The sequence below is a fragment of the Streptomyces sp. NPDC047971 genome, from assembly GCF_040653355.1.
Lineage (GTDB): Bacteria > Actinomycetota > Actinomycetes > Streptomycetales > Streptomycetaceae > Streptomyces.
Genome location: NZ_JBEZNW010000065.1, coordinates 1 through 21,827, shown reverse-complemented (window position 1 = coordinate 21,827; position 21,827 = coordinate 1). Strand labels below are relative to the sequence as shown.

The 21,827-nt window shown below is 71.4% G+C and carries 22 protein-coding genes; 10 read left to right on the top strand and 12 right to left on the bottom strand.

The window, feature by feature from the left end:
• Window positions 1–143 precede the first annotated feature (143 nt).
• Complete coding sequence (locus tag AB0D99_RS34160) at window positions 144–791, bottom strand: response regulator transcription factor (RefSeq protein WP_362371581.1); 648 nt, start codon at window positions 789–791, stop codon at window positions 144–146.
• 40 nt (window positions 792–831) lie between these two features.
• Window positions 832–1,977, bottom strand: coding sequence for a GAF domain-containing sensor histidine kinase (locus tag AB0D99_RS34155; RefSeq protein WP_362371548.1), 1,146 nt, complete (start codon window positions 1,975–1,977; stop codon window positions 832–834).
• A gap of 172 nt (window positions 1,978–2,149) precedes the next feature.
• Here AB0D99_RS34155 and AB0D99_RS34150 point away from each other — a divergent pair, with 172 nt between their 5' ends.
• The 3 genes from AB0D99_RS34150 (at window position 2,150) to AB0D99_RS34140 (ending at window position 5,000) form a co-directional block, all read left to right on the top strand.
• Entirely contained in the window at window positions 2,150–2,851 is a 702-nt protein-coding gene (locus tag AB0D99_RS34150; RefSeq protein WP_362371545.1) for an SDR family oxidoreductase, read from the top strand.
• Complete coding sequence (locus AB0D99_RS34145; protein WP_362371542.1) at window positions 2,848–3,987, top strand: S-adenosylmethionine:tRNA ribosyltransferase-isomerase; 1,140 nt, start codon at window positions 2,848–2,850, stop codon at window positions 3,985–3,987. Before AB0D99_RS34150 ends, AB0D99_RS34145 begins: the two co-directional genes overlap by 4 nt.
• A gap of 275 nt (window positions 3,988–4,262) precedes the next feature.
• Window positions 4,263–5,000: a transglycosylase SLT domain-containing protein gene (locus tag AB0D99_RS34140; protein WP_362371539.1), complete on the top strand. Its 738-nt coding sequence runs from the start codon at window positions 4,263–4,265 to the stop codon at window positions 4,998–5,000.
• 87 nt (window positions 5,001–5,087) lie between these two features.
• Here the strand turns inward: AB0D99_RS34140 and AB0D99_RS34135 are convergent, their stop codons facing one another.
• Window positions 5,088–7,652: an FHA domain-containing protein gene (locus AB0D99_RS34135; RefSeq protein WP_362371536.1), complete on the bottom strand. Its 2,565-nt coding sequence runs from the start codon at window positions 7,650–7,652 to the stop codon at window positions 5,088–5,090.
• A gap of 828 nt (window positions 7,653–8,480) precedes the next feature.
• Here AB0D99_RS34135 and serB point away from each other — a divergent pair.
• A complete protein-coding gene (gene serB / locus AB0D99_RS34130; RefSeq protein WP_362371534.1) occupies window positions 8,481–9,695 on the top strand; it encodes a phosphoserine phosphatase SerB in 1,215 nt (404 codons plus the stop codon).
• 77 nt (window positions 9,696–9,772) lie between these two features.
• On the opposite strand, the gene AB0D99_RS34125 is transcribed toward serB, so the two are convergent.
• The 4 genes from AB0D99_RS34125 to AB0D99_RS34110 all read right to left on the bottom strand — a co-directional run bounded on the left by AB0D99_RS34125 (window position 9,773) and on the right by AB0D99_RS34110 (window position 12,105).
• A complete protein-coding gene (locus tag AB0D99_RS34125) occupies window positions 9,773–10,291 on the bottom strand; it encodes a histidine phosphatase family protein (protein ID WP_362371531.1) in 519 nt (172 codons plus the stop codon).
• Window positions 10,292–10,338: 47 nt separating this feature from the next.
• Window positions 10,339–10,536, bottom strand: coding sequence for a hypothetical protein (locus AB0D99_RS34120; protein ID WP_362371528.1), 198 nt, complete (start codon window positions 10,534–10,536; stop codon window positions 10,339–10,341).
• A gap of 157 nt (window positions 10,537–10,693) precedes the next feature.
• A complete protein-coding gene (locus AB0D99_RS34115) occupies window positions 10,694–10,810 on the bottom strand; it encodes an SGM_5486 family transporter-associated protein (RefSeq protein WP_362371525.1) in 117 nt (38 codons plus the stop codon).
• A gap of 17 nt (window positions 10,811–10,827) precedes the next feature.
• Entirely contained in the window at window positions 10,828–12,105 is a 1,278-nt protein-coding gene (locus AB0D99_RS34110; protein ID WP_362371522.1) for an MFS transporter, read from the bottom strand.
• 64 nt (window positions 12,106–12,169) lie between these two features.
• On the opposite strand from AB0D99_RS34110, the gene AB0D99_RS34105 reads away from it, so the two are divergent.
• Window positions 12,170–12,874, top strand: a complete 705-nt coding sequence (locus AB0D99_RS34105) for a FadR/GntR family transcriptional regulator (protein ID WP_362371519.1) — start codon at window positions 12,170–12,172, stop codon at window positions 12,872–12,874.
• Here AB0D99_RS34105 and AB0D99_RS34100 read toward each other — a convergent pair.
• The 3 genes from AB0D99_RS34100 to fabG form a co-directional block, all read right to left on the bottom strand.
• On the bottom strand, window positions 12,828–13,223 hold the full coding sequence (locus tag AB0D99_RS34100; RefSeq protein ID WP_362371516.1) for a hypothetical protein: 396 nt from the start codon (window positions 13,221–13,223) through the stop codon (window positions 12,828–12,830). The two genes, AB0D99_RS34105 and AB0D99_RS34100, sit on opposite strands and share 47 nt — an antisense overlap.
• Before the next feature lie 152 nt (window positions 13,224–13,375).
• Window positions 13,376–14,152, bottom strand: a complete 777-nt coding sequence (gene fabI, locus AB0D99_RS34095; protein WP_362371513.1) for an enoyl-ACP reductase FabI — start codon at window positions 14,150–14,152, stop codon at window positions 13,376–13,378.
• 4 nt (window positions 14,153–14,156) lie between these two features.
• Window positions 14,157–14,861, bottom strand: a complete 705-nt coding sequence (fabG, locus tag AB0D99_RS34090; RefSeq protein ID WP_362371510.1) for a 3-oxoacyl-[acyl-carrier-protein] reductase — start codon at window positions 14,859–14,861, stop codon at window positions 14,157–14,159.
• 196 nt (window positions 14,862–15,057) lie between these two features.
• Between fabG and AB0D99_RS34085 the strand changes: the two genes are divergently transcribed.
• The 3 genes from AB0D99_RS34085 to tyrS are packed head-to-tail and all read left to right on the top strand — an operon-like array spanning window position 15,058 to window position 19,292.
• Window positions 15,058–16,578 carry a TldD/PmbA family protein gene (locus AB0D99_RS34085; protein WP_362371578.1) on the top strand — a complete coding sequence of 507 codons (1,521 nt, stop codon included), beginning with the start codon at window positions 15,058–15,060 and terminating at the stop codon, window positions 16,576–16,578.
• Entirely contained in the window at window positions 16,575–17,966 is a 1,392-nt protein-coding gene (locus AB0D99_RS34080) for a metallopeptidase TldD-related protein (RefSeq protein ID WP_362371507.1), read from the top strand. The genes AB0D99_RS34085 and AB0D99_RS34080 overlap by 4 nt, the downstream gene beginning before the upstream one ends.
• A gap of 54 nt (window positions 17,967–18,020) precedes the next feature.
• Window positions 18,021–19,292 (top strand): tyrosine--tRNA ligase, encoded by a 1,272-nt coding sequence (tyrS, locus tag AB0D99_RS34075; RefSeq protein ID WP_362371504.1) that lies wholly within the window; start codon window positions 18,021–18,023, stop codon window positions 19,290–19,292.
• 145 nt (window positions 19,293–19,437) lie between these two features.
• Here the strand turns inward: tyrS and AB0D99_RS34070 are convergent, their stop codons facing one another.
• Entirely contained in the window at window positions 19,438–19,713 is a 276-nt protein-coding gene (locus tag AB0D99_RS34070; protein ID WP_362371501.1) for a GlsB/YeaQ/YmgE family stress response membrane protein, read from the bottom strand.
• A 180-nt stretch (window positions 19,714–19,893) separates the two neighbouring features.
• On the opposite strand from AB0D99_RS34070, the gene AB0D99_RS34065 reads away from it, so the two are divergent.
• Both AB0D99_RS34065 and AB0D99_RS34060 read left to right on the top strand, forming a co-directional pair.
• Entirely contained in the window at window positions 19,894–20,238 is a 345-nt protein-coding gene (locus AB0D99_RS34065) for a DUF3099 domain-containing protein (RefSeq protein WP_362371498.1), read from the top strand.
• A 181-nt stretch (window positions 20,239–20,419) separates the two neighbouring features.
• Window positions 20,420–20,650: a hypothetical protein gene (locus tag AB0D99_RS34060; protein WP_362371495.1), complete on the top strand. Its 231-nt coding sequence runs from the start codon at window positions 20,420–20,422 to the stop codon at window positions 20,648–20,650.
• Here AB0D99_RS34060 and moaA read toward each other — a convergent pair.
• Entirely contained in the window at window positions 20,633–21,622 is a 990-nt protein-coding gene (gene moaA, locus AB0D99_RS34055; RefSeq protein WP_362371492.1) for a GTP 3',8-cyclase MoaA, read from the bottom strand. The genes AB0D99_RS34060 and moaA overlap by 18 nt on opposite strands.
• Window positions 21,623–21,827: the final 205 nt, after the last annotated feature.

Here is a 21,827-nt window from a genome sequence, read left to right as displayed (position 1 = left end):
GGATCCTCCTGGTAGTCGCCGCGGCCGGCCGCCGCAGCACGCCATGGAGAACGCCCGCGCGCCCGCCGGGTTGCGCCGAACGGGGGACATACACCCGACGGTATGAAGAAGGGAACGGAGGTGCCCCTTCCGCCTCATGCGTCTCACGAGGTCATGCCGTGCCGCACCGCCCACAGCGCCGCCTGCGTCCGGTCCGCGAGATCGAGCTTCATGAGGATGTTCGACACGTGCGTCTTGACCGTCTTCTCCGAGAGGACGAGCGCCCGGGCGATCTCACGGTTGGACCGGCCGTCCGCGATCAGGCCGAGGACCTCGCGCTCGCGCTCGGTGAGGGTGGAGCCGCGGCCGGTGCCGCCCTGGCCGTCCTCCTGGGAGAGGAGTGCCCCGGCCACCTCGGGCTGGAGGAGCACGTGTCCCGCGTGGACGGAGCGGATGGCGCCGGCGAGCGCCTCCGGGTCCACGTCCTTGTAGACGTACCCCGAGGCGCCCGCCCGCAGCGCGGGAACGACCGTGCGCTGCTCGGTGAAGCTGGTGACGATCAGCACCCTGGCGGGGTTGGCCAGCTCGCGCAGCTTCCGCAGCGCCTCGATGCCGTCCATGCCGGGCATCTTGACGTCCATGAGGACGACGTCCGGCCGCAGCTCCTCGGCACGGGCGACGCCCTCGGCGCCGTCGGCGGCCTCGCCCACGACCTCTATGTCGTCCTGGACCTCCAGAAAGGTCCTCAGACCGCGCCGGACCACCTGGTGGTCGTCGACCAGCAGAACGCGGATGGCCCGCCCGTCTCCCACCACCGCCCTGCCGAAGCGCTCCGCGCTGTCCCTCTTGCTGTCACCCACCGGGGACCTCCATCTCGATCGTGGTGCCTCGGCCGGGCTCCGAGGTCACGGTGAGCCTGCCGCCGACCCCGCCGGCCCGGTCCCGCATGGAGACGAGGCCGAGGTGGCGGCCCGCCCTGCGGACCGCGCGGGGGTCGAAGCCCTTGCCGTCGTCGGCGACCGTGAGCAGCGCGCCCTGGCCGGCGCGGACCAGGGAGACGGCGACGAGCTCCGGCTCCGCGTGGCGCAGGGCGTTGTGCAGGGCCTCCTGGGCGACCCGGAGCAGGGCCTCCTCCTGCGCCGCGGGCAGGGCGCGCATCCCCGAGCCGTGGAAGGTGACACGGGCGCTGTGCGCCCGGTCCAGGACCTGGATCTGGGTGCGCAGGGTGTGGACGAGCCCGTCCTCGTCGAGTGCCGCGGGACGCAGTTCGACGACGGCGGCGCGCAGCTCGTCCGCGGCCTCCGCGGCGAGCGCGGCGACCTGCTGGAGCTCTCCCTTGGCACGGGCCGGGTCGCGGTCGACGAGGGCGGCGGCGGCCTGGGCGGTGAGCCGGAGCGAGAAGAGCTTCTGGCTGACGGCGTCGTGCAGCTCGTGGGCGAGGCGCGAGCGCTCCTCGGCGATGGTGAGCTCGCGGCTGCGCTCGTAGAGCCGGGCGTTGGTCAGGGCGATGGCGGCGTGCTGGGCGAGGATCGACAGCAGTTCCTCGTCCTGCTCGGTGAAGCCGCAGCCGCCGTCCGGCTTGGGGCAGCGCTTGTTGGCGAGGAAGAGGGCTCCAATGGTCTCCTCGCCGTCCTGGACGGGCACGCCGAGGAAGTCGGACATCTCGGGGTGGGCGGCGGGCCAGCCCTCGAACCGCGGGTCCTTGCGCACGTCCGCGAGCCGTTCGGGCTCGGCCTTGTGGAGCATGGCCGCGAGGATGCCGTGCTGGCGGGGCAGCGGTCCGATGGCCCGCCACTGCTCGTCGCTGACGCCGTCGACGACGAACTGGGCGAAGCCTCCGTGGTCGTCCGGGACGCCCAGGGCCGCGTACTCGGCGTCGAGGAGCTCGCGGGCGGAGGCCACGATCGTCTTGAGGACGTCCCGCACCTCCAGATGGCGGCTCATCGCCAGGAGTGCGGTGCTCACGGCGGCCAGGCCGGAGCTGGGTCGATGACTCATGAATTCACCGTACCGGTGCGCGGTGACCCTGCGTATCCGCCTGGGGACGGCCCCCGGTCGGGACCGTGGGCCTAGGTCGAAGTGCCTTGTGGGGTCGGGGCCCACGGACGAGGCGGCGGCGGGGGGCGCGGTCGGAGGCTGGATCCATCGGCAGGAGAAGGGGATGGATGTCATGCCAGTAGCGATCATCACGGGTGCGTCGAAGGGGCTCGGCCGGGCGCTGGCCGGGGCGCTGGCCGGTCGGGGCTGGGATCTGGTGCTCGACGCCCGGACGGCGAAGGTCCTCCAGGAGAGCGCGGAGGCGGCACGCGCGCGGGGGGCGCGGGTGGTGGCGCTGCCCGGGGATGTCACGGACGCGGCGCACCGCCGGGAGCTGGTGGCCGCCGCGCGGGCGTTCGGCGGGCTCGATCTGCTGGTGAGCAACGCGAGTGCGCTGGGGGCCGAGCCTCTGGTGCGGCTGGACGCCCTCCCGCTGGACGGTCTGCGGGCGGCGCTGGAGACCAACGTCGTGGCCGCCCTGGGGCTCGTGCAGGAGGCCCTGCCCTTGCTCAGGGAGAGCGCGATGGGGGCGGTGGTCGCGGTGAGCTCGGACGCGGCGGCGGAGGCGTACGAGACGTGGGGCGGCTACGGGGCGTCGAAGGCGGCGCTGGACCAGCTGGCGGCGGTGCTGGCCGTGGAGGAGCCGGGGCTCCGGGTGTGGGCGGTGGATCCGGGGGACATGAACACGGATCTGTACGCGGCGGCCGTCCCGGAGGACGAGGACCCGCGGCCGGAGCCGGGGTCGGTGGTCCCGGGGTTCCTCGCGCTGCTCGACCGCGTGCCGGCGAGCGGCCGGTACGCGGCGGCGGATCTGGCCGGGGAGGCGGTCCGATGAGCGTGTCGGGTGCCGTGCGGGTGCCCGAGGAGCTGTCGGCGCGGGTTCCGGCCGAGCAGCGTGGGCCCGGGCGGGGACGGGAGGACGTGCGGCTGATGGTCTCGCGCGGGACACGGGTGTCGCACCACGGGTTCCGGGAGCTGCCGGCGCTGCTGCGGGCCGGGGACGTGCTCGTCGTCAACACGAGTACGACGCTCGCCGCGGCGGTGACCGGGCGGCTGGGCGGGGAGACGGTGGTCGTGCACTTCTCGACGCGCGGTGACGACTCCCGGTGGGCGGTGGAGGTGCGGGAGCCCGACGGGCGGGGTAGCACCCGGCCGCGGGCGGGAGGGCCCGCGGGAGCGGTGGTCCGGCTGCCCGGTGGGGTGCGGCTCGTGCTGGAGGAGCCGCTGGTGACGGGGGCGGCCCGGCTGTGGTGGGCGCGGACGGACGGCTCCGTGCCGGCGCTGCTCGCGCGCTACGGGCGGCCGATCCGGTACGGGTACACGGAGCGGGACCAGCCGCTGGCCGCGTATCAGACGGTCTTCGCGCTCCCCTCCCCCGACGGCTCCGGGTCGGCGGAGATGCCGAGCGCGGGCCGGCCGTTCACGGCCGCTCTGGTGGCGGAGCTGGTCCGCCGGGGGGTGCGGTTCGCTCCGCTGGCCCTGCATACGGGGGTGGCGTCGGCGGAGGCCCACGAGCCGCCCTACCCGGAGCGCTTCGAGGTCCCGGCGTCGACGGCCGGGCTCGTGAACGCGGCACGGGCGGGCGGCTCGGGGCGCTCGCGGGGCGGATACGCGCGGGGGCGGGGAGGAGCGGCGGGTGGGCGGGTGGTCGCGGTGGGGACGACGGCCGTGCGGGCCCTGGAGTCGGCGGCGGACGGGAGCGGACTCGTACGGCCCGCGGCGGGGTGGACGGATCTGGTGGTGACGCCGGAGCGCGGGGTGCGGGTCGTGGACGGGCTGCTGACCGGGCTGCACGAGCCCGCGGCCTCGCATCTGCTGATGCTGGAGGCGATCGCGGGCCGGCCCGCGTTGTGCCGCGCCTACGCCGAGGCGGTCCAGGAGCACTACCTGTGGCACGAGTTCGGCGACGTCCACCTCATCCTTCCGCCGGATAACCCTCACCATGCGCAAGTGCGAAGCAACATGGGGTGAGTTCGTTACATGGCCGATGTGAGCCCGCGCATAGGACCCAGGTCACTTACGAACCGCCCTAGTGGACCCAAAAGGGACAGATAACCACTGTCCAGCAGGGTCCCGAGCGGGTTTCCGTGAGCCGTGCACCGGCCCCTGATCCACTACCCGGGATCGTACGTCACACCTTTGCCACAGGATTTTGCTGCCGCTAAGAATTGCAGCCGTCGCCGCCGAGAGGGCGAAGCGCCGCCCCGGCCTGAGCGACCCCCTGCTATTCGAAGAGGTAGTCCTGCATGTCTGCGAACACCCGTCGTCTGAACAAGACCCACAAGGCCTCCATCGCCGGTGTCGCCGTTCTCGGCGCCGCAGCCCTCGGCTTCTCCCTCGTGCCGGCCAACGCCGCCACCGAGGTCGAGCCGCAGGCGCTGTCGAACACGCAGCAGGTCGCCCTGGCCTACAACGGTGACAGCGCGCAGGCCAAGGCCCTGCAGTCCAGCCTCGCCGACCAGACCACGAGCATCGGTCTGAAGGCCAAGCAGGAGGCCGAGGCCAAGGCCGCCGCCGCCGCGGCGAAGGCCAAGGCCGACGCGAAGGCCAAGGCCGACGCCAAGGCGAAGGCCGCCGCGAAGGCGAAGGCCGAGGCCGAGGCGAAGAAGCGTGCCGCGGCGAAGGCCGCCGCGAGCCGTGCCGCCGCGCGCACCCCCGTCTTCGCGAACAACCTCGACGGCTGGATCCGCGAGGCGCTGTTCATCATGGACAAGCACAACATTCCGGGCTCGTACCACGGCCTGCACAAGAACATCATGCGTGAGTCCAGCGGTAACCCGCGGGCCATCAACAACTGGGACATCAACGCCATCAACGGCGTCCCGTCGAAGGGCCTCCTCCAGGTCATCTACCCGACCTTCAAGGCCTACCACGTCCCGGGCACCAAGTTCGACCAGTACGACCCGGTCGCCAACATCGTCGCCGCGGCCAACTACGCCGCCGACCGCTACGGCTCGATCGACAACGTCAACAGCGCCTACTGAGAGCAGCCGCAAGGCGCTCGAAGCCGCTACGCCGAAGGGCGGCACCCCGTGCGGGGTGCCGCCCTTCGGCGCTGTCGTGGTCCGGCGCTACTTGCGCATGACCTCGGGCTCGTGGCGGCGCAGCAGACGCGCCACCGCGAAGCCGCAGGCGATGCCGATGAGCAGCAGGATCGTGAGGTTGAAGCCCCACTGGCCGACGGTGTGGTCCCACAGCGGGTCCAGGTTGGTCGGGTCCTTGTGGTCCCACGGCGGCATGAGGTGCGCCAGGTCCAGGGTCGAGCCGGCGGCGGCGATGGCCCAGCGCGAGGGCATCAGCCAGGCGAACTGCTCCAGGCCGGGAGATCCGTACACCTGGAAGAGGATGCCGGTGAACACGACCTGGACGATCGCGAACATGACGAGCAGCGGCATGGTCTTCTCGGCGGTCTTCACCAGCGAGGAGATGACCAGGCCGAACATCATCGAGGTGAAGCCGAGCGCGATGATCGTGACGCAGAGCTCGACGGCCGGCGGCAGCACCAGGCCCTCGGCCGGCAGCTCACGGGTGGCGAAGCCGATACCGCAGATGATCACGCCCTGGAGGGCGGTGATCAGGCCGAGGACGATGACCTTGGACATCAGGTACGCCGAGCGGGACAGGCCGGTGGCCCGCTCCCGTTCGTAGATGACCCGCTCCTTGATCAGTTCTCGTACGGAGTTGGCGGCGCCCGAGAAGCACATGCCGACCGCGAGGATCAGCATGATCGTGCCGGCGTCGCCGTTGAAGCGGGACGGCGGCTTCGGCGCCGCGAGGCCGAAGTCGGCCGGGATGACGACCGAGACCAGGCCGAGGACGGCCGGCAGGATCACCATCAGGCCGATGAAGCCCTTGTCCGAGGCGATGACCGAGGAGTAGCGGCGGATCAGGGTCCACAGCTGCGAGCCCCAGCCCTGGGGCTTGGGCTGCCTGGCCATCGCCTGCTGCGGCATCTGGACCGGCTGTGCGGCGACGGCGTCGATGTCCGCGGCGTACATCTGGTAGTGCTGCGAGCCCTTCCAGCGGCCCGCCCAGTCGTAGTCGCGGTAGTTCTCGAAGGCGGAGAAGACGTCGGCCCAGGTGCTGTAGCCGAAGAAGTTCAGCGCTTCCTCCGGCGGACCGAAGTAGGCCACGGAACCGCCGGGCGCCATCACGAGGAGCTTGTCGCACAGACCCAGCTCGGCCACCGAGTGGGTGACGACGAGGACGGTGCGGCCGTCGTCGGCGAGGCCGCGGAGCAGCTGCATGACGTCGCGGTCCATGCCCGGGTCGAGGCCGGAGGTCGGCTCGTCCAGGAAGATCAGCGAAGGCTTGGTCAGGAGCTCCAGGGCCACGGAGACACGCTTGCGCTGGCCACCGGAGAGGGAGGTGACCTTCTTCTCCTTGTGGATGTCGAGCTTGAGCTCGCGCAGCACCTCGTCGATGCGGGCCTCGCGCTCCGCCTCGGCGGTGTCGCCGGGGAAGCGGAGCTTGGCCGCGTAGCGGAGCGCCTTCTGGACGGTCAGCTCCTTGTGCAGGATGTCGTCCTGCGGGACCAGACCGATGCGCTGGCGCAGCTCGGCGAACTGCTTGTAGAGGCTCCGGTTGTCGTAGAGGACATCGCCCTCGTTGGCCGGGCGGTATCCGGTGAGCGCCTTGAGCAGGGTGGACTTGCCGGAGCCGGACGGGCCGATGACGCCGATCAGCGACTTCTCGGGGACGCCGAAGGAGACGTCCTTGAGGATCTGCTTGCCGCCGTCGACGGTGACCGTCAGGTGGCGGGCCGAGAAGGAGACCTCACCGGTGTCGACGAACTCCTCGAGCTGGCCGCCGACCATCCGGAAGGTCGAGTGACCGACACCGACGATGTCGTTGGGGCCGATGAGGACGGAGCCGCCCTTGGCGATCGGCTGACCGTTGACGTACGTGCCGTTGTGGGATCCGAGGTCACGGATCTCGAAGCGGCCGTCCGGCGTGGCGTGGAACTCGGCGTGGTGACGCGAGACCTGGAGGTCGGAGACGACGAGCTCGTTCTCGAGCGCACGACCGATCCGCATCACGTGGCCGAGGGCCAACTGATGGAACGTCGTGGGGCTGCGATCCCCGTAGACCGGCGGCGCCCCCGCGGCTCCGCCTCCCTGGCCGGGCACCTTCTGCGCCAACTGCTCCACGGGGCCGCCCTGTTGCTGCGGGAACTGCTGCCCCTGGCCCTGCTGCTGCCAGTTCTGCTGCGGCGGCGGAGCCTGGTGGGTGGCCCAGTCGGCCTGCGCCGCGGCCTGCTGGGCGTGCGGGGCGCCGTGCGCCGCCTGCGCGGCATGCGGCGCCTGGGCCGCTGCCTGCTGCTGGGCCGGGGCGCCGCCGGCGAGGCTCAGCCGCGGGCCGTCGGTCGCGTTGCCGAGGTGCACGGCGGCGCCGGGGCCGATCTCCAACTGGTGGATCCGCTGCCCCTGCACGAAGGTGCCGTTGGTCGAGCCGTGGTCCTCGATGACCCAACTCCGGCCGCTCCAGCTGATGGTGGCGTGTCGCCACGAGACCCTGGCGTCGTCGATCACCAGGTCGCCCTGCGGATCACGCCCCAGGGTGTACGACCTGGACGGATCGAGAGTCCAGGTCCTTCCGTTCAATTCCAGTACGAGTTCTGGCACTCCATGCCCCACTACTTGTCCCCCGATGTACCCCCGTCGCTGGGAGTCTAGGGATGGTGAACATCGGGGGGAACTATTTCAGGCCCTGCCCGTACTCCGAAAGTCGGGCGGTGTGAAGACCCCGCACAGGCCCGCTTCGGCCACCGCCGAGCGCCCCCTCACGGGCCGTTGACGCCTGGAGAAACCACCCCGGAGAGTGGCAAGCACCCATGAATTTGTGCGGATCATGCGTCAATGGGACAACTCTCCATGAACCGGGGGGTTCTGATGGATGCGGACGGCGATGGCGGTCGGGCGGGCGCGACCAATGTGATCCTGGCCTCGGTCCCCGCGGGGAGCTGGACAGCGGTGGGGGGCGGGCTCCGGGGCGCTCGGACGGGAGGGGAGGCGACGGAGGACGCCGTCGACTTCACGCCATCGGAGGTCTCTCCGTCGGAGGTCTCTCCCTCAGAGGTCTCTCCCTCAGAGGCCCCCTAGGAGGTCTCCCCGAGGGGCCCGTCCCGCGAGGTGTCGTCCCGGGGGCCGTCCCGCGTACAGGGCGCGGGCCGGGCGCGGGCCGCCTGGGGCACCGCTCGCGCGCGTACGGGGGTGGTGGGCGGCACCGGTCCCGCCCGGCCGACCCGGGCCGACCTGGCCCGGCTCGGCTCGCGGCTCGGCCCGGCCCGCGGCACCGCTCGCGGCCCGGCTCGCGGCTCGGGCCCCGGCCCCGGGGCACCGGGTGACGTGGCCGCGCCCGTAGCCCGTCGGAGGGCTACCGTGGCAAGGGTGCGACCAGCCGGGTGTCCGGTACGCGGGACGGGGGGACTGGTGGCACCCCGTGCCCGATACGGTGGAACCACCATGAGCGCATCGCAGACCTCAGACGTTCCCACCCTTCTCGTCAAGATCTTCGGGAAGGACCGTCCCGGGATCACCGCCGGGCTCTTCGACACCCTCGCCGCCTACTCCGTCGACGTCGTGGACATCGAGCAGGTCGTGTCCCGCGGCCGCCTCGTCCTGTGCGCGCTCGTCACCGAGCCGACCGTCGCCTCCCAGGGCGAGCTGCGTGCGACGATCCACAGCTGGGCCGAGTCGCTGAAGCTCCAGGCGGAGATCATCTCCGGCATCGGCGACAACCGTCCGCGCGGCAGTGGCCGTTCCCACGTCACCGTCCTCGGGCACCCGCTGACCGCGGAGCAGACCGCCGCCATAACGGCCAGGATCGCGGAGAACGGCGGCAACATCGACCGTATCTTCCGCCTCGCGAAGTACCCGGTGACGGCGGTCGAGTTCGCCGTCTCGGGCTGCGAGACCGAGCCGCTGCGGACCGCGCTGGCCACCCAGGCGCACGAGATCGGCGTGGACGTGGCCGTCGTCTCGGCGGGACTGCACCGCCGCGCGCAGCGGCTCGTCGTCATGGACGTCGACTCCACGCTGATCCAGGACGAGGTGATCGAGCTCTTCGCGGCGCACGCGGGCTGCGAGGACAAGGTCGCCGAGGTCACGGCCGCGGCGATGCGCGGCGAACTGGACTTCGAGCAGTCCCTCCACGCGCGCGTGGAGCTGCTGGCCGGGCTGGACGCCTCGGTGGTGGACAAGGTCCGTGCCGAGGTGCGGCTCACCCCCGGAGCCCGCACCCTCATCCGTACGCTCAAGCGGCTCGGCTACCAGGTCGGCGTGGTCTCCGGCGGGTTCACCCAGGTCACGGACGATCTCAAGGAGAGGCTGGGACTCGACTTCGCCTCCGCCAACACCCTGGAGATCGTGGACGGCAGGCTGACCGGCCGGGTCACCGGCGAGATCGTGGACCGGGCGGGCAAGGCGCGGCTGCTGCGCCGGTTCGCGACGGAGGCGGGCGTGCCGCTCTCCCAGACCGTGGCGATCGGCGACGGCGCCAACGATCTGGACATGCTGAACACGGCCGGCCTCGGGGTGGCCTTCAACGCCAAGCCCGTGGTACGCCAGGCGGCCCACACGGCCGTGAACGTGCCGTTCCTCGACACGGTCCTCTATCTGCTCGGAATCACCCGCGAGGAGGTCGAGGCGGCGGACGGCGACGAGGAGCTGCTCCACTGACGTCCGCGTCCCGCGCCCCGCTCGCGGAGAAGGGCCCGGCCACCCACGGTGGCCGGGCCCTTCTCCGTACGGACGGGTCAGCTGTGCGGGGCCCAGTAGTCGAGCAGGGTGCCGACCCCGTGCTCCACGGACTTCCAGGAGCCGCCGAAGCCCAGGACGGAGAACGCGGAGGTGGGGAAGCCGCCTCGGTTCATCCGGGCCCGGGCGTCGCCCTCCGCCGAGCCCGCGAGGGCGTCGGAGAGCGCGTGCATGCCGGGGTTGTGACCGATGACGAGGAGGTTCCTCACCTCGTCGGAGACCTCGTTGAGCAGGGCGATCAGCTCGCCGGGCGAAGCCTCGTAGAGCCGCTCCTCGTAGACGGTCCTGGGGCGGTGCGGCAGCTCCTGCACGGCCAGTTTCCAGGTCTCGCGGGTCCTGGCTGCGGTCGAGCAGAGGGCCAGATCGAAGGGGATGCCGGTCTCGGCGAGTTTGCGCCCGGCCACGGGGGCGTCCGCGCGGCCGCGGTCGGCGAGCGGTCGCTCGTGGTCGGACACCTGGGGCCAGTCGGCCTTGGCATGCCGGAGCAGCACAATCCTGCGGGGTGTATCGACGCTCATGGGCTCCAGCTTCGCACGAAACGAGCCACCGGGCGCAGGGTGTTGGGTCAGTGGGGCAGCGTCTGCTGGATCTGCTTCAGGAGATGTCCGACCGACGGGTCGCCGTCGGCCGCGTGGGCCCCGCCCGATCCCGCTATCAGCAGGAAGAGGGCCACGAACGCGGCCACCGGGAGGGCGAGCGCCCACCAGGGCAGCCGGGTGTCGGCGGACGGCGCCGCGGTCCGGGTGTGCGTACGGGCCGACATGGCCGCCTCCGTGGGTCGGGACGTCCGCTGCGGTGACTGCCGCGGACGTCTCCACGCTACGGAGCGCGCGCCGTCGGGCCCATCAGGTGATCCACCTACTTCACCCTGAGACTCACCCCCTAGGGGATGGTGGGGTTGACCCCACCATGGGGGCGGGTCAGGGAGAGGCGATGGTGGCGATGACGCCGATGACGACCGAGATCCCTAGCATCGCGCCGAGCACGAGCAGGAACTTCTTCTGGCCGTTCGGGGGGTTCGGGTCGAGAACTGGCATGGGGACAGTCTCGCATCTCAGCATTCGTCCTCGACGGTCCGGTCCCTTCCGGCGAGGGTGCCGACGACCATCTGCGGGATCATCAGCCCCGCCATCAGCGCGATGGGCAGCCCCCAGCCGCCGCTGTGCTGGTAGAGGACGCCCACCAGGAGCGGTCCGGGGATGGAGATGAGGTAGCCGACGCTCTGCGCGAAGGCGGAGAGCCGGACGACTCCGGCACTGCTGCGCGAGCGCATGCCGATCATGGTGAGGGCGAGCGGGAACGAGCAGTTGGAGACGCCGAGGAGCACCGCCCAGACCCAGGCCCCGCCGGCGGGGGCGAGGAGGAGGCCGGTGTAGCCGACCAGGCCGCACAGGCCCAGGGCGATGACGATCGGGCCCTGGGTCCTGAGCCGGGTGGCGAGGCGCGGGATGACGAACGCCAGCGGGACGCCCATCACCATGGTGACGGCGAGCAGTACGCCGGCCGTGCCCGCCGGGACGCCGGCGTCGCGGAAGATCTGCGGCATCCAGCCCATCGTGATGTAGGCGCCGGTGGCCTGGAGGCCGAAGTAGGCGCCGAGGACCCAGGCGGTGCGGCTGCGGGTGATCCGGAGCGGGGCGGCCGAGGGGGCCCGGGCCGCCGTCGGCGCCGTGGCGCGGTCGCGCAGCAGCGGCACCCAGGGCAGGACCGCGAGGGCGGCGAGGATCCCCCAGACGCCGAGGCCGACGCGCCAACTGCCGCCCAGGGCCTCGGTCATGGGCACGGTGGCGGCGGCGGCCAGGGAGGTGCCGAGGGCGAGGGCCATCGAGTACAGGCCGGTCACGCTGCCGACGCGGTCGGGGAAGTACCGCTTGACGATGACGGGCATGAGCACGTTGCTGACGGCGATGCCCATGAGGGCGAGGGCGCTGGCGGCGAGGAAGCCGACGGTGCCGGAGGCGAAGGGGCGGACCGCGAGGCCGGCGAAGATCGCGGCCATGCCGGCGCAGACGACGGCGGCGGGCCCGAAGCGGCGGGCGAGGCGGGGCGCCATGACGCCGAAGACCGCGAAGCAGAGCGGGGGCACGGAGGTGAGGACGCCGGCCACGCTGCCGCTCATGTGGAGTCCGTCGCGCACCTCTTCGAGGAGGGCGCCGAGGCTGGTGATGGCGGGGCGGAGGTTGAGCGCTGCGAGGACGAGTCCGACGAGGACGATCCGGGCGACCCAGAGGGCGGGCCGGTCGGGTGCGGGAGAATCCCCCACGGTGGCGGTCGGCTTGGAGGTCCGGGCCGGCGGTGCGGCGGTCTGGAGGGTCTGCGGCTCGTCATGCATGAGCGCCATCATAGAATCATGGGATGATTGATTGTCCAATCCGGAACGAAATGGAAGGTGCACCATGGCGCTCGGCTCCCCCCGGCGTTCCGGGCTCTCCGATCAGGTGATCACCGAGCTGCGGAACCAGATCACCTCCGGCGAGTGGCCGGTCGGGTCGCGGATCCCGACCGAACCGGAGCTGGTCGAGCAGCTGGGCGTGGCCCGCAACACCGTGCGCGAGGCGGTCCGGGCGCTCGCGCACAACGGACTGCTCGACATCCGGCAGGGTTCGGGCACCTATGTCGTCGCGACGAGCGAGCTGGCGGGGGTCATGCACCGGCGGTTCGCCGGATCCGATCCGCGGCACGTCGCGGAGTTGCGCTCCACGCTGGAGTCGTCGGCGGCGCGGCTCGCGGCCCAGCGGCGCACAGAGCGGGACCTGAAGCAGCTGGAGGCGCTGCTGAGCGGCCGCGAGGAGGCATGGCGGTCGGGTGACGCCGAGCGGTTCGTGACGGCCGACGGAGCGTTCCACCACGCCGTGGTGGTCGCCTCGCACAACGACGTGCTGACCGGGCTCTACGCCGACCTCGGTGACGTCCTGCGCCAGTGGCTGCGCGACGACGTGGGGGCGGAGCTGCGGCCGGAGCACCACATGGACCACGCGCGCCTGGTGGAGGCGATCCGGGCGGGCGACGCGGACACGGCCGCGGCGGAGGCGGCCGGGTATCCCTTCATGTGCCTCAGGGACCTGGGGTCCTCGGCGCCGGCTCCACCCGCTGGTGCGTGAGCCAGGCGGTACGGACCTCCTTCCAGCAGCGCCCGCTCAGCTGGACGTAGGCGGTCGCGTCCACGTCGACGGGGGCGCTGTCGGTGTCCACGTCCCACCACCGGTCGCACTCGACGTGCAGACGGACGCGATCGGTGTCCGGGTACGGGTTGTGGCAGTAGGCGGTGACACGGGAGCCCTCGACGACCGTGCGGCAGGAGGCCCCGAAGTCCTCGGGCTCCTGCGCGACGGCCGGCGGGGCGTCCTCGGCGGGGCCGGGCGCCGCGCGCACCTCGGCCGCGACGGCGAGTCCGGCGAGGAGTACGGCGGCCGAGGCGAGAGCCGCGGCCCTGCGGTGCGGCGCGCGCATGTCCCTACCTCCTCCCCACGAGTAGCCGGAGTGTCACGCTCCGATCCAGTGTGAGGGGATTCGCCCGACTTTTCGACTCGGAGGTGCGGGCGCGGGAACGACGAAGGCCGGGTCTCCCTCCGCGGAGGGAGACCCGGCCTTCGTACGAGCCGTCAGGCGCCGATGGCGTGCAGACCGCCGTCGACGTGCACGATCTCGCCGGTCGTCTTCGGGAACCAGTCGGAGAGCAGGGCGACGACGCCCTTGCCCGCCGGCTCCGGGTCGGCCAGGTCCCAGGCCAGCGGGGAACGGCTGTCCCAGACCGCGGCCAGCTCGCTGAAGCCGGGGATGGACTTCGCGGCCATCGAACCGATCGGGCCCGCCGAGATCAGGTTGCAGCGGATGTCGTGCTTGCCCAGGTCACGCGCCATGTAGCGGTTGGTGGCCTCCAGCGCCGCCTTGGCCGGGCCCATCCAGTCGTACTGCGGCCAGGCGAACTGCGCGTCGAAGGTGAGGCCGACGACCGAGCCGCCCTCGCTCATCAGCGGCAGCAGCGCCATCGTCAGGGACTTCAGCGAGAAGGCCGAGACGTGCATGGCGGTGGCCACGGACTCGAAGGGCGTGTTGAGGAAGTTGCCGCCGAGCGCGTCCTGCGGCGCGAAGCCGATGGAGTGCACGACGCCGTCGAGCCGGTCGCCCAGGTGCTCACGGACCTGGCTCTCCAGACGGGCGAGGTGCTCGTCGTTGGAGACGTCGAGCTCCAGCACCTTCACCTTGTCGGGGTGGGGCAGCTTCTTGGCGATGCGCTCGGTCAGCGTCGGCCGGGGCCAGGCGGTGAGGATGATCTCCGCGCCCTGCTCCTGGGCCAGCTTGGCGGTGTGGAAGGCGATGGAGGACTCCATCAGCACACCCGTGATCAGGATGCGCTTGCCCTCGAGAATTCCGCTCATGTGATCAGTGACCCATGCCCAATCCGCCGTCAACCGGGATGACGGCTCCAGTGATGTACGAGGCGTCGTCGGAGGCGAGGAACCTCACCGCGGCGGCGATCTCCTCCGGCTGCGCGTAGCGGCCCAGCGGCACCTGGGACACGATGCCGGCGCGCTGGTCGTCCGTGAGGACGGCGGTCATGTCGGTGTCGACGAAACCGGGCGCGACGACGTTGAAGGTGATGTTGCGCGAGCCGAGCTCCCGGGCGAGGGACCGCGCGAAACCGACCAGGCCGGCCTTCGAGGCGGCGTAGTTCGCCTGACCCGCCGAGCCGAGCAGTCCGACGACCGAGGAGATCAGGACGACGCGGCCCTTCTTGGCGCGCAGCATGCCGCGGTTGGCGCGCTTCACGACCCGGAAGGTGCCGGTGAGGTTGGTGTCGAGGACGGACGTGAAGTCCTCCTCGGACATGCGCATGAGGAGCTGGTCCTTGGTGACGCCGGCGTTGGCCACCAGCACCTCCACGGGACCGTGCTTCTCCTCGATCTCCTTGTACGCCTGCTCCACCTGCTCGGCGTCGGTGATGTCGCACTTGACGGCGAGGAAGCCGGCCGGCGGCTCTCCGGAGCGGTACGTGATCGCGACCTTGTCGCCGGCCTCGGCGAACGCGCGGGCGATGGCGAGGCCGATGCCCCGGTTGCCTCCAGTGACGAGAACCGAGCGGCTCAACGGATCACCCTTTCGATAGCGGTCTGGTTACCGAAAACCTATCGGTCCGGTCCCTTCCGCGAGGAATCGACCCCTGACAGTGGCGTACGGATGTCACTGTCGGGTCCCTACATAAAGCTCTGGGCGTGGCGGCCGAAAGCGCGACATGATCGGGGCGACCGGTCTCACACGACAGGAGACAGCTGTGCCATCTGGCATCCATTCCCTCGACGCAGCCTTCACCGCGCTGCCGTTGCGGGCGCTGGCGGACGCCGCGCTCGCACGCGCGCGTGCCCTCGGCTCCGACCACGCCGACTTCCGTCTGGAGCGGGTGCGCAGCGCCTCGTGGCGCTTGCGGGACGCCAAACCCTCGGGCTCCTCGGACACCACGGACCTCGGGTACGCGGTGCGCGTGGTGCACGGCGGAGCCTGGGGATTCGCCTCCGGGGTGGACCTGACCATGGACGGGGCCGCGCGCGTCGCCTCGCAGGCCGTCGCCATGGCAAAGCTCTCCGCCAAGGTGATCGCCGCGGCGGGCTCCGACGAGCGCGTGGAGCTGGCGGCGGAGCCGGTCCACGCGGAGAAGACCTGGATCTCCTCGTACGAGATCAACCCCTTCGACATCCCCGGCGCCGAGAAGAGCGCGCTGCTCGCCGACTGGAGCGAGCGGCTGCTGCGGGCGGACGGCGTCGCGCACGTGGACGCCTCGCTGATGACGGTCCAGGAGAACAAGTTCTACGCGGACACCGCGGGCACCGTCACCACCCAGCAGCGGGTCCGGCTGCATCCTCAGCTCACCGCGGTCGCCGTGGACGAGACGACGGGCGAGTTCGACTCGATGCGGACGATCGCTCCGCCGGTCGGGCGCGGCTGGGAGTACCTGACCGGCACCGGCTGGGACTGGGACGCCGAGCTGGAGCAGATCCCGGAGCTGCTCGCCGAGAAGATGCGGGCGCCGAGCGTGGAGGCGGGGGCGTACGACCTGGTCGTCGACCCGTCGAACCTCTGGCTGACGATCCACGAGTCGATCGGCCACGCCACCGAACTGGACCGGGCGCTGGGCTACGAGGCGGCGTACGCGGGAACCTCCTTCGCCACCTTCGACCAGCTGGGCAAGCTGGCGTACGGCTCGTCGATCATGAACGTGACGGGTGACAGGACCGCCGAGCACGGTCTCGCGACCGTCGGGTACGACGACGAGGGCGTCGAGGCTCAGTCGTGGGACCTGGTGAAGGACGGCACGCTCGTCGGCTACCAGCTGGACCGGCGGATCGCGAAGCTCACGGGCCTGGGCCGGTCGAACGGCTGCGCGTTCGCCGACTCGCCGGGCCATGTGCCGGTGCAGCGGATGGCGAACGTCTCCCTGCAGCCGGATCCGGGCGGGCTGTCCACGGAGGACCTGATCGGCGGCGTCGAGCGCGGCATCTACGTGGTCGGCGACCGCTCGTGGTCGATCGACATGCAGCGGTACAACTTCCAGTTCACCGGTCAGCGCTTCTTCCGCATCGAGAACGGCAGGCTGGCGGGCCAGCTGCGGGACGTCGCGTACCAGGCGACGACGACGGACTTCTGGGGCTCGATGGAGAAGGTCGGAGGCCCGCAGACGTACGTCCTCGGCGGCGCCTTCAACTGCGGCAAGGCCCAGCCGGGCCAGGTCGCGGCGGTCTCCCACGGCTGCCCGTCCGCCCTCTTCCGGGGCGTCAACATCCTCAACACGACGCAGGAGGCCGGTCGATGAGCCGCGTCAGCAAGCCGTACGAGATCGTCGAGCGGGCGCTGGAGCTGTCCCGCGCGGACGGGTGTGTCGTCATCGCCGACGAGGAGTCCTCCGCCAATCTGCGCTGGGCGGGCAACGCGCTGACCACCAATGGTGTCACCCGCGGCCGTACGCTCACGGTCGTCGCCACCGTGGACGGCGCGCAGGGCACCGCGTCGGGTGTCGTCTCGCGTTCCGCCGTGACCGTGGACGACCTGGAGCAGCTGGTGCGGGCGGCCGAGGAGGCCGCACGGGCCGCGGGGCCCGCCGAGGACGCGCAGCCCCTGGTCGAGGGCATCGACGCCTCCCCCGACTTCACGGACGCGCCGGCCGAGACCGGCTCCGCCGTCTTCGCGGACTTCGCGCCGGCGCTCGGCGAGGCCTTCGCCCGTGCCCGGGCCGGCGGGCGCGAGCTGTACGGCTTCGCCAACCACGAGCTGACCTCGACGTACCTCGGCACGTCGACGGGGCTGCGGCTGCGGCACGACCAGCCCAACGGCACCCTGGAGCTCAACGCCAAGTCCCCGGACCGCTCGCGTTCCGCCTGGGCGGGGCGCTCCACCCGGGACTTCAAGGACGTCGACCCGGCCGCCCTCGACGCCGATCTCGCGCAGCGGCTCGGCTGGGCGGAGCGCCGGATCGATCTGCCGGCCGGGCGGTACGAGACGCTGCTGCCGCCGACCGCCGTGGCCGACCTGCTGATCTACCAGCTCTGGTCGTCGGCGGCCCGGGACGCGGTGGAGGGCCGTACGGTCTTCTCGAAGCCCGGCGGTGGCACGCGGCTCGGCGAGACGCTCTCCCCGCTGCCGCTGACCCTGCGCAGCGACCCGAACGAGCCGGGTCTGGAGTCCGCGCCGTTCGTGATCGCGCACTCCTCGGGCGACGACTCCTCCGTCTTCGACAACGGACTGCCGCTGGCGCCGATCGACTGGATGCGGGAGGGGAGGCTGGAGCACCTGATCACCACCCGGCACACCGCCGCGCTCACCCGCCTGCCCGTGGCGCCCGGTGCCGGGAACCTGCTCCTGGACGGCGGCGGGGAGCGTTCGCTGGAGGAGATGGTCGCCTCGACGGAGCGCGGGCTGCTGCTGACCTGCCTGTGGTACATCCGCGAGGTGGACCCGGCGACGCTGCTGCTGACCGGCCTGACCCGCGACGGCGTCTACCTCGTCGAGAACGGTGAGGTGGTCGGCGAGGTGAACAACTTCCGGTTCAACGAGTCGCCGGTGGACCTGCTGTCGCGCGCCTCGGAGGCGGGGCGGACCGAGAAGACGCTGCCGCGTGAGTGGAGCGACTGGTTCACCAGGGCCGCGATGCCCGCGCTGCGGGTGCCGGACTTCAACATGAGCTCGGTCAGCAAGGGCGTGTGACCCGCCTAGACTGAGGGACGGCGTGACGACCATCGATCAAGGAGACCGGACACCGTGACGGACATCGTCGACGAGCTGAAGTGGCGTGGGCTGTTCGCCCAGTCCACCGACGAGGACGCCCTGCGCAAGGCCCTCGCGGACGGCCCTGTCACGTTCTATTGCGGATTCGACCCGACCGCCGCCAGTCTCCACGTCGGTCACCTGGTCCAGGTGCTCACCGTCCGCCGGCTCCAGCAGGCCGGTCACCGGCCGCTGGCGCTGGTCGGTGGGGCCACCGGCCAGATCGGAGACCCGCGGCCGACGGCCGAGCGCACCCTGAACGACCCGGAGACGGTCGCGAACTGGGTGAACCGGCTGCGGACGCAGATCGAGCCGTTCCTCTCCTTCGAGGGGGAGAACGCTGCGGTCATGGTCAACAACCTGGACTGGACCGCGGGCCTGTCCGCGATCGAGTTCCTGCGGGACATCGGCAAGCACTTCCGGGTCAACAAGATGCTGACCAAGGACTCCGTCGCCCGGCGCCTGGAGTCCGAGCAGGGCATCAGCTACACCGAGTTCAGCTACCAGCTGCTCCAGGGCATGGACTTCCTGGAGCTGTACCGGCGCTACGGCTGCACGCTGCAGCAGGGCGGCTCCGACCAGTGGGGCAACCTGGTGGCGGGCCTCGACCTGATCCACCGCCTGGAGCCGGGCGCCGAGGCGCACGCGCTGGCGACCCCGCTGATGGTCAAGGCGGACGGCACCAAGTTCGGCAAGACCGAGGGCGGCGCCGTGTGGCTCGACCCGGAGATGACGACGCCGTACGCGTTCTACCAGTTCTGGCTGAACGTGGACGACCGGGACATCTCGACGTACATGCGCATCCTGTCCTTCCGGTCCCGCGAGGAGCTGGAGGAGCTGGAGCGGCAGACCGCCGAGCGGCCGCAGGCACGGGCCGCCCAGCGGGCGCTCGCCGAGGAGCTGACGACGCTGGTGCACGGCGCCGAGCAGTGCGCGGCCGTCATCAACGCCTCGAAGGCGCTGTTCGGGCAGGGTGACCTGACCGAGCTGGACGAGGCGACGCTGGCCGCCGCGCTCTCCGAGCTGCCCCACGCGCGCGTGGCGGAGCTCGGGCAGGTCGTGGACCTGTTCGTCGAGGTCGGGCTGGCGCCGAGCAAGTCCGGAGCCCGCCGCACGGTGAAGGAGGGCGGGGCCTACGTGAACAACGTGAAGGTCACCGCCGAGGACGCCGAGGTGTCGGCGGAGGAGCTGCTGCACGGCCGCTGGCTGGTGCTGCGCCGGGGCAAGAAGAACCTGGCGGCGATCGAGGTCGGCGCCGAGGGCTGACGCCCCGGATCATGACAGGCCGGAGGCCGGTACGCGCGTGGTGCGCGTACCGGCCTCCGTCGTGTCCGGGAGTCGATCGCCGTGGCGTCCCCGCGGTGCGGCCACTCGGGGCGGTCACGGGCGGGCGGTCAGGCGCGCGGGGCGGTCACGCCCTCTGTCTGCTGCCCTTGACCGCGACCCACAGCATGTCGCCGAGGCCGACCACCGCGACCGCGAAGACGAGTTGGAGGAGGTGACGCGTCCAGTCGATGCCGCGGGTGTCCTCGACCCCGATCCAGCCCGCGACGGCGTTGCCGAGGACGCTGCCGATGATGCCGAACACGGTCGTCAGCCACAGAGGGATCTGCTGCTTGCCCGGCAGGATCGCCTTGGCGATGAGGCCGAGCACAAAGCCCACGATGATTGCCCACAGCCAACTCATGGTCGCCTCCTCATGCGGCGCGATCTGCGCATGTGGGCCCAGTCTCGACCCATCCGCCATACGCCGCATGTCGGACGAGTCCATACGTGACCCGGCCTCCTCTCCCTCGGACGTCGGGCGTACCGTGGAGACAGGTCCGGACCGGGGAGAGTTCGGCGTGGACGCTGGTGGTGGAATGCGATGCGGAAGCATGGCGGTACAGAGGTATTCCGGATCACCGGAGCGCGTCAGGGCCTGGCCGACGACGTGCGCGGCCGGGAGCGGCGGTATGTGATCTCGATGGCGGTCCGGACCCTGTCCGTCATCGCCGCGGTGCTCCTGTGGAACGTCGAGCGCCATGTGGCCGTCGTGGCTCTCGTGCTCGGCGCGCTGCTCCCTTATGTCGCCGTGGTCATCGCGAACGCGGGACGGGAGAAGCCGCCGGCCCTTCCGTCGACGTTCGTGCCGACGGCGACCCGGCAGGAACTGCCCCCCGCCGAGGCTCCCCCGGAAGCGCGTACGGAACGTTCGTACGGTCAGAGTTGATCATCACGGCAACTGAAAAGCTCAAGAAAAGCTCAGATCAATCATGAAGTTCCGGTGCACCGTAGCCCATTCCCCGTGACATACTTCCTACGCGCTCCGCATCCCCCGTCGGAGCGACGGACCGATGCCGGGCAGCTCCCCCCGTGGCTGCTCGGCATCGCCATTGCTGGACAATGATCAGGTGAGTGACGAGACCCCGATCTGTTCCGCCAAGGGCTGCCGCGCCGACGCCGTGTGGGTACTGGCCTGGAACAACCCCAAGCTGCACACGCCCGAGCGCCGCAAGACCTGGCTCGCCTGCGAGGAGCACCGCGAGCACCTCTCCCAGTTCCTCGGGGTACGGGGCTTCCTCAAGGACGTCGTGCCGCTCGCCGAGTGGGAGTCGGCCGGGGACTCAGCCGCCGATGGCTGACATCGGACGCTCGGGCTGCAGGAAGCTCGGGTCGTCCAGACCGGATCCGGCCTTCTTGCCCCACATGGCCTGCTTCCAGATCCCGGCGATGTGGGCGTCCGGCGCGTCCGAGCGCAGGGCCGCCCTCAGGTCGGTCTCCTCGGTGGCGAACAGGCACGTCCGCACCTGACCGTCGGCCGTGAGCCGGGTGCGGTCGCAGGCCCGGCAGAACGGGCGGGTGACCGAGGCGATGACGCCGACCGTGTGCGGTCCGCCGTTCACGACCCAGCGCTCGGCGGGGGCCGAGCCGCGCTCGTCCGCTCCCTCGGGGGTCAGGGTGAAGCGGGTGCGCAGCGACTCCAGGATGTCCCCGGCGGTGATCATGCCGTCGCGCTTCCAGCCGTGCTGGGCGTCCAGCGGCATCTGCTCGATGAAGCGCAGCTCGTAGGCGTTCTCCACCGCCCAGGCCAGCAGGTCGGGGGCCTCGTCGTCGTTGAGCCCGGGCATCAGGACCGCGTTGACCTTGACCGGGGTGAGCCCGGCGTCGCGGGCGGCGGCCATTCCGTCGAGCACGTCGTGGTGGCGGTCGCGGCGGGTCAGCGTCTTGAAGACCTCCGGCCGCAGCGTGTCGAGGGAGACGTTGACCCGGTCGAGGCCGGCCGCCTTCAGGGCGACGGCCGTCCGCTTGAGTCCGATGCCGTTGGTGGTCAGGGACATCTTGGGACGGGGTTCCAGAGCCGCGCACCGCTCGACGATGCCGACGAGGCCGGGCCTGAGCAGGGGCTCGCCGCCGGTGAACCGGACCTCGGTGACCCCGAGCTCGGTGACGGCGATCCGCACCAGCCGGACGATCTCGTCGTCGGTCAGCAGATCGGGCTTGGCCAGCCACTGCAGCCCCTCTTCCGGCATGCAGTACGTGCACCGCAGATTGCACCGGTCGGTGAGCGAGACACGCAGGTCGGTGGCGACACGGCCGTAGGTGTCGATGAGCACTGTGGGCCCCCTCCCTGTCGTTCGGTGATTTATACAGCGAGCCTACGCGAGAGTGCCGACAACCAGCAGGGGCCGATTGGAACGAGGACCGGAGCGGCCGCGTCGTAGGACCCTACGCCCAGGCCCCCCCGCCGGACGCCCACCCCGGCCGGTCCGGGCGGCGCCCCCCCCCGGCCGGGAGTGGCCGACCCGAACACCGACGTGG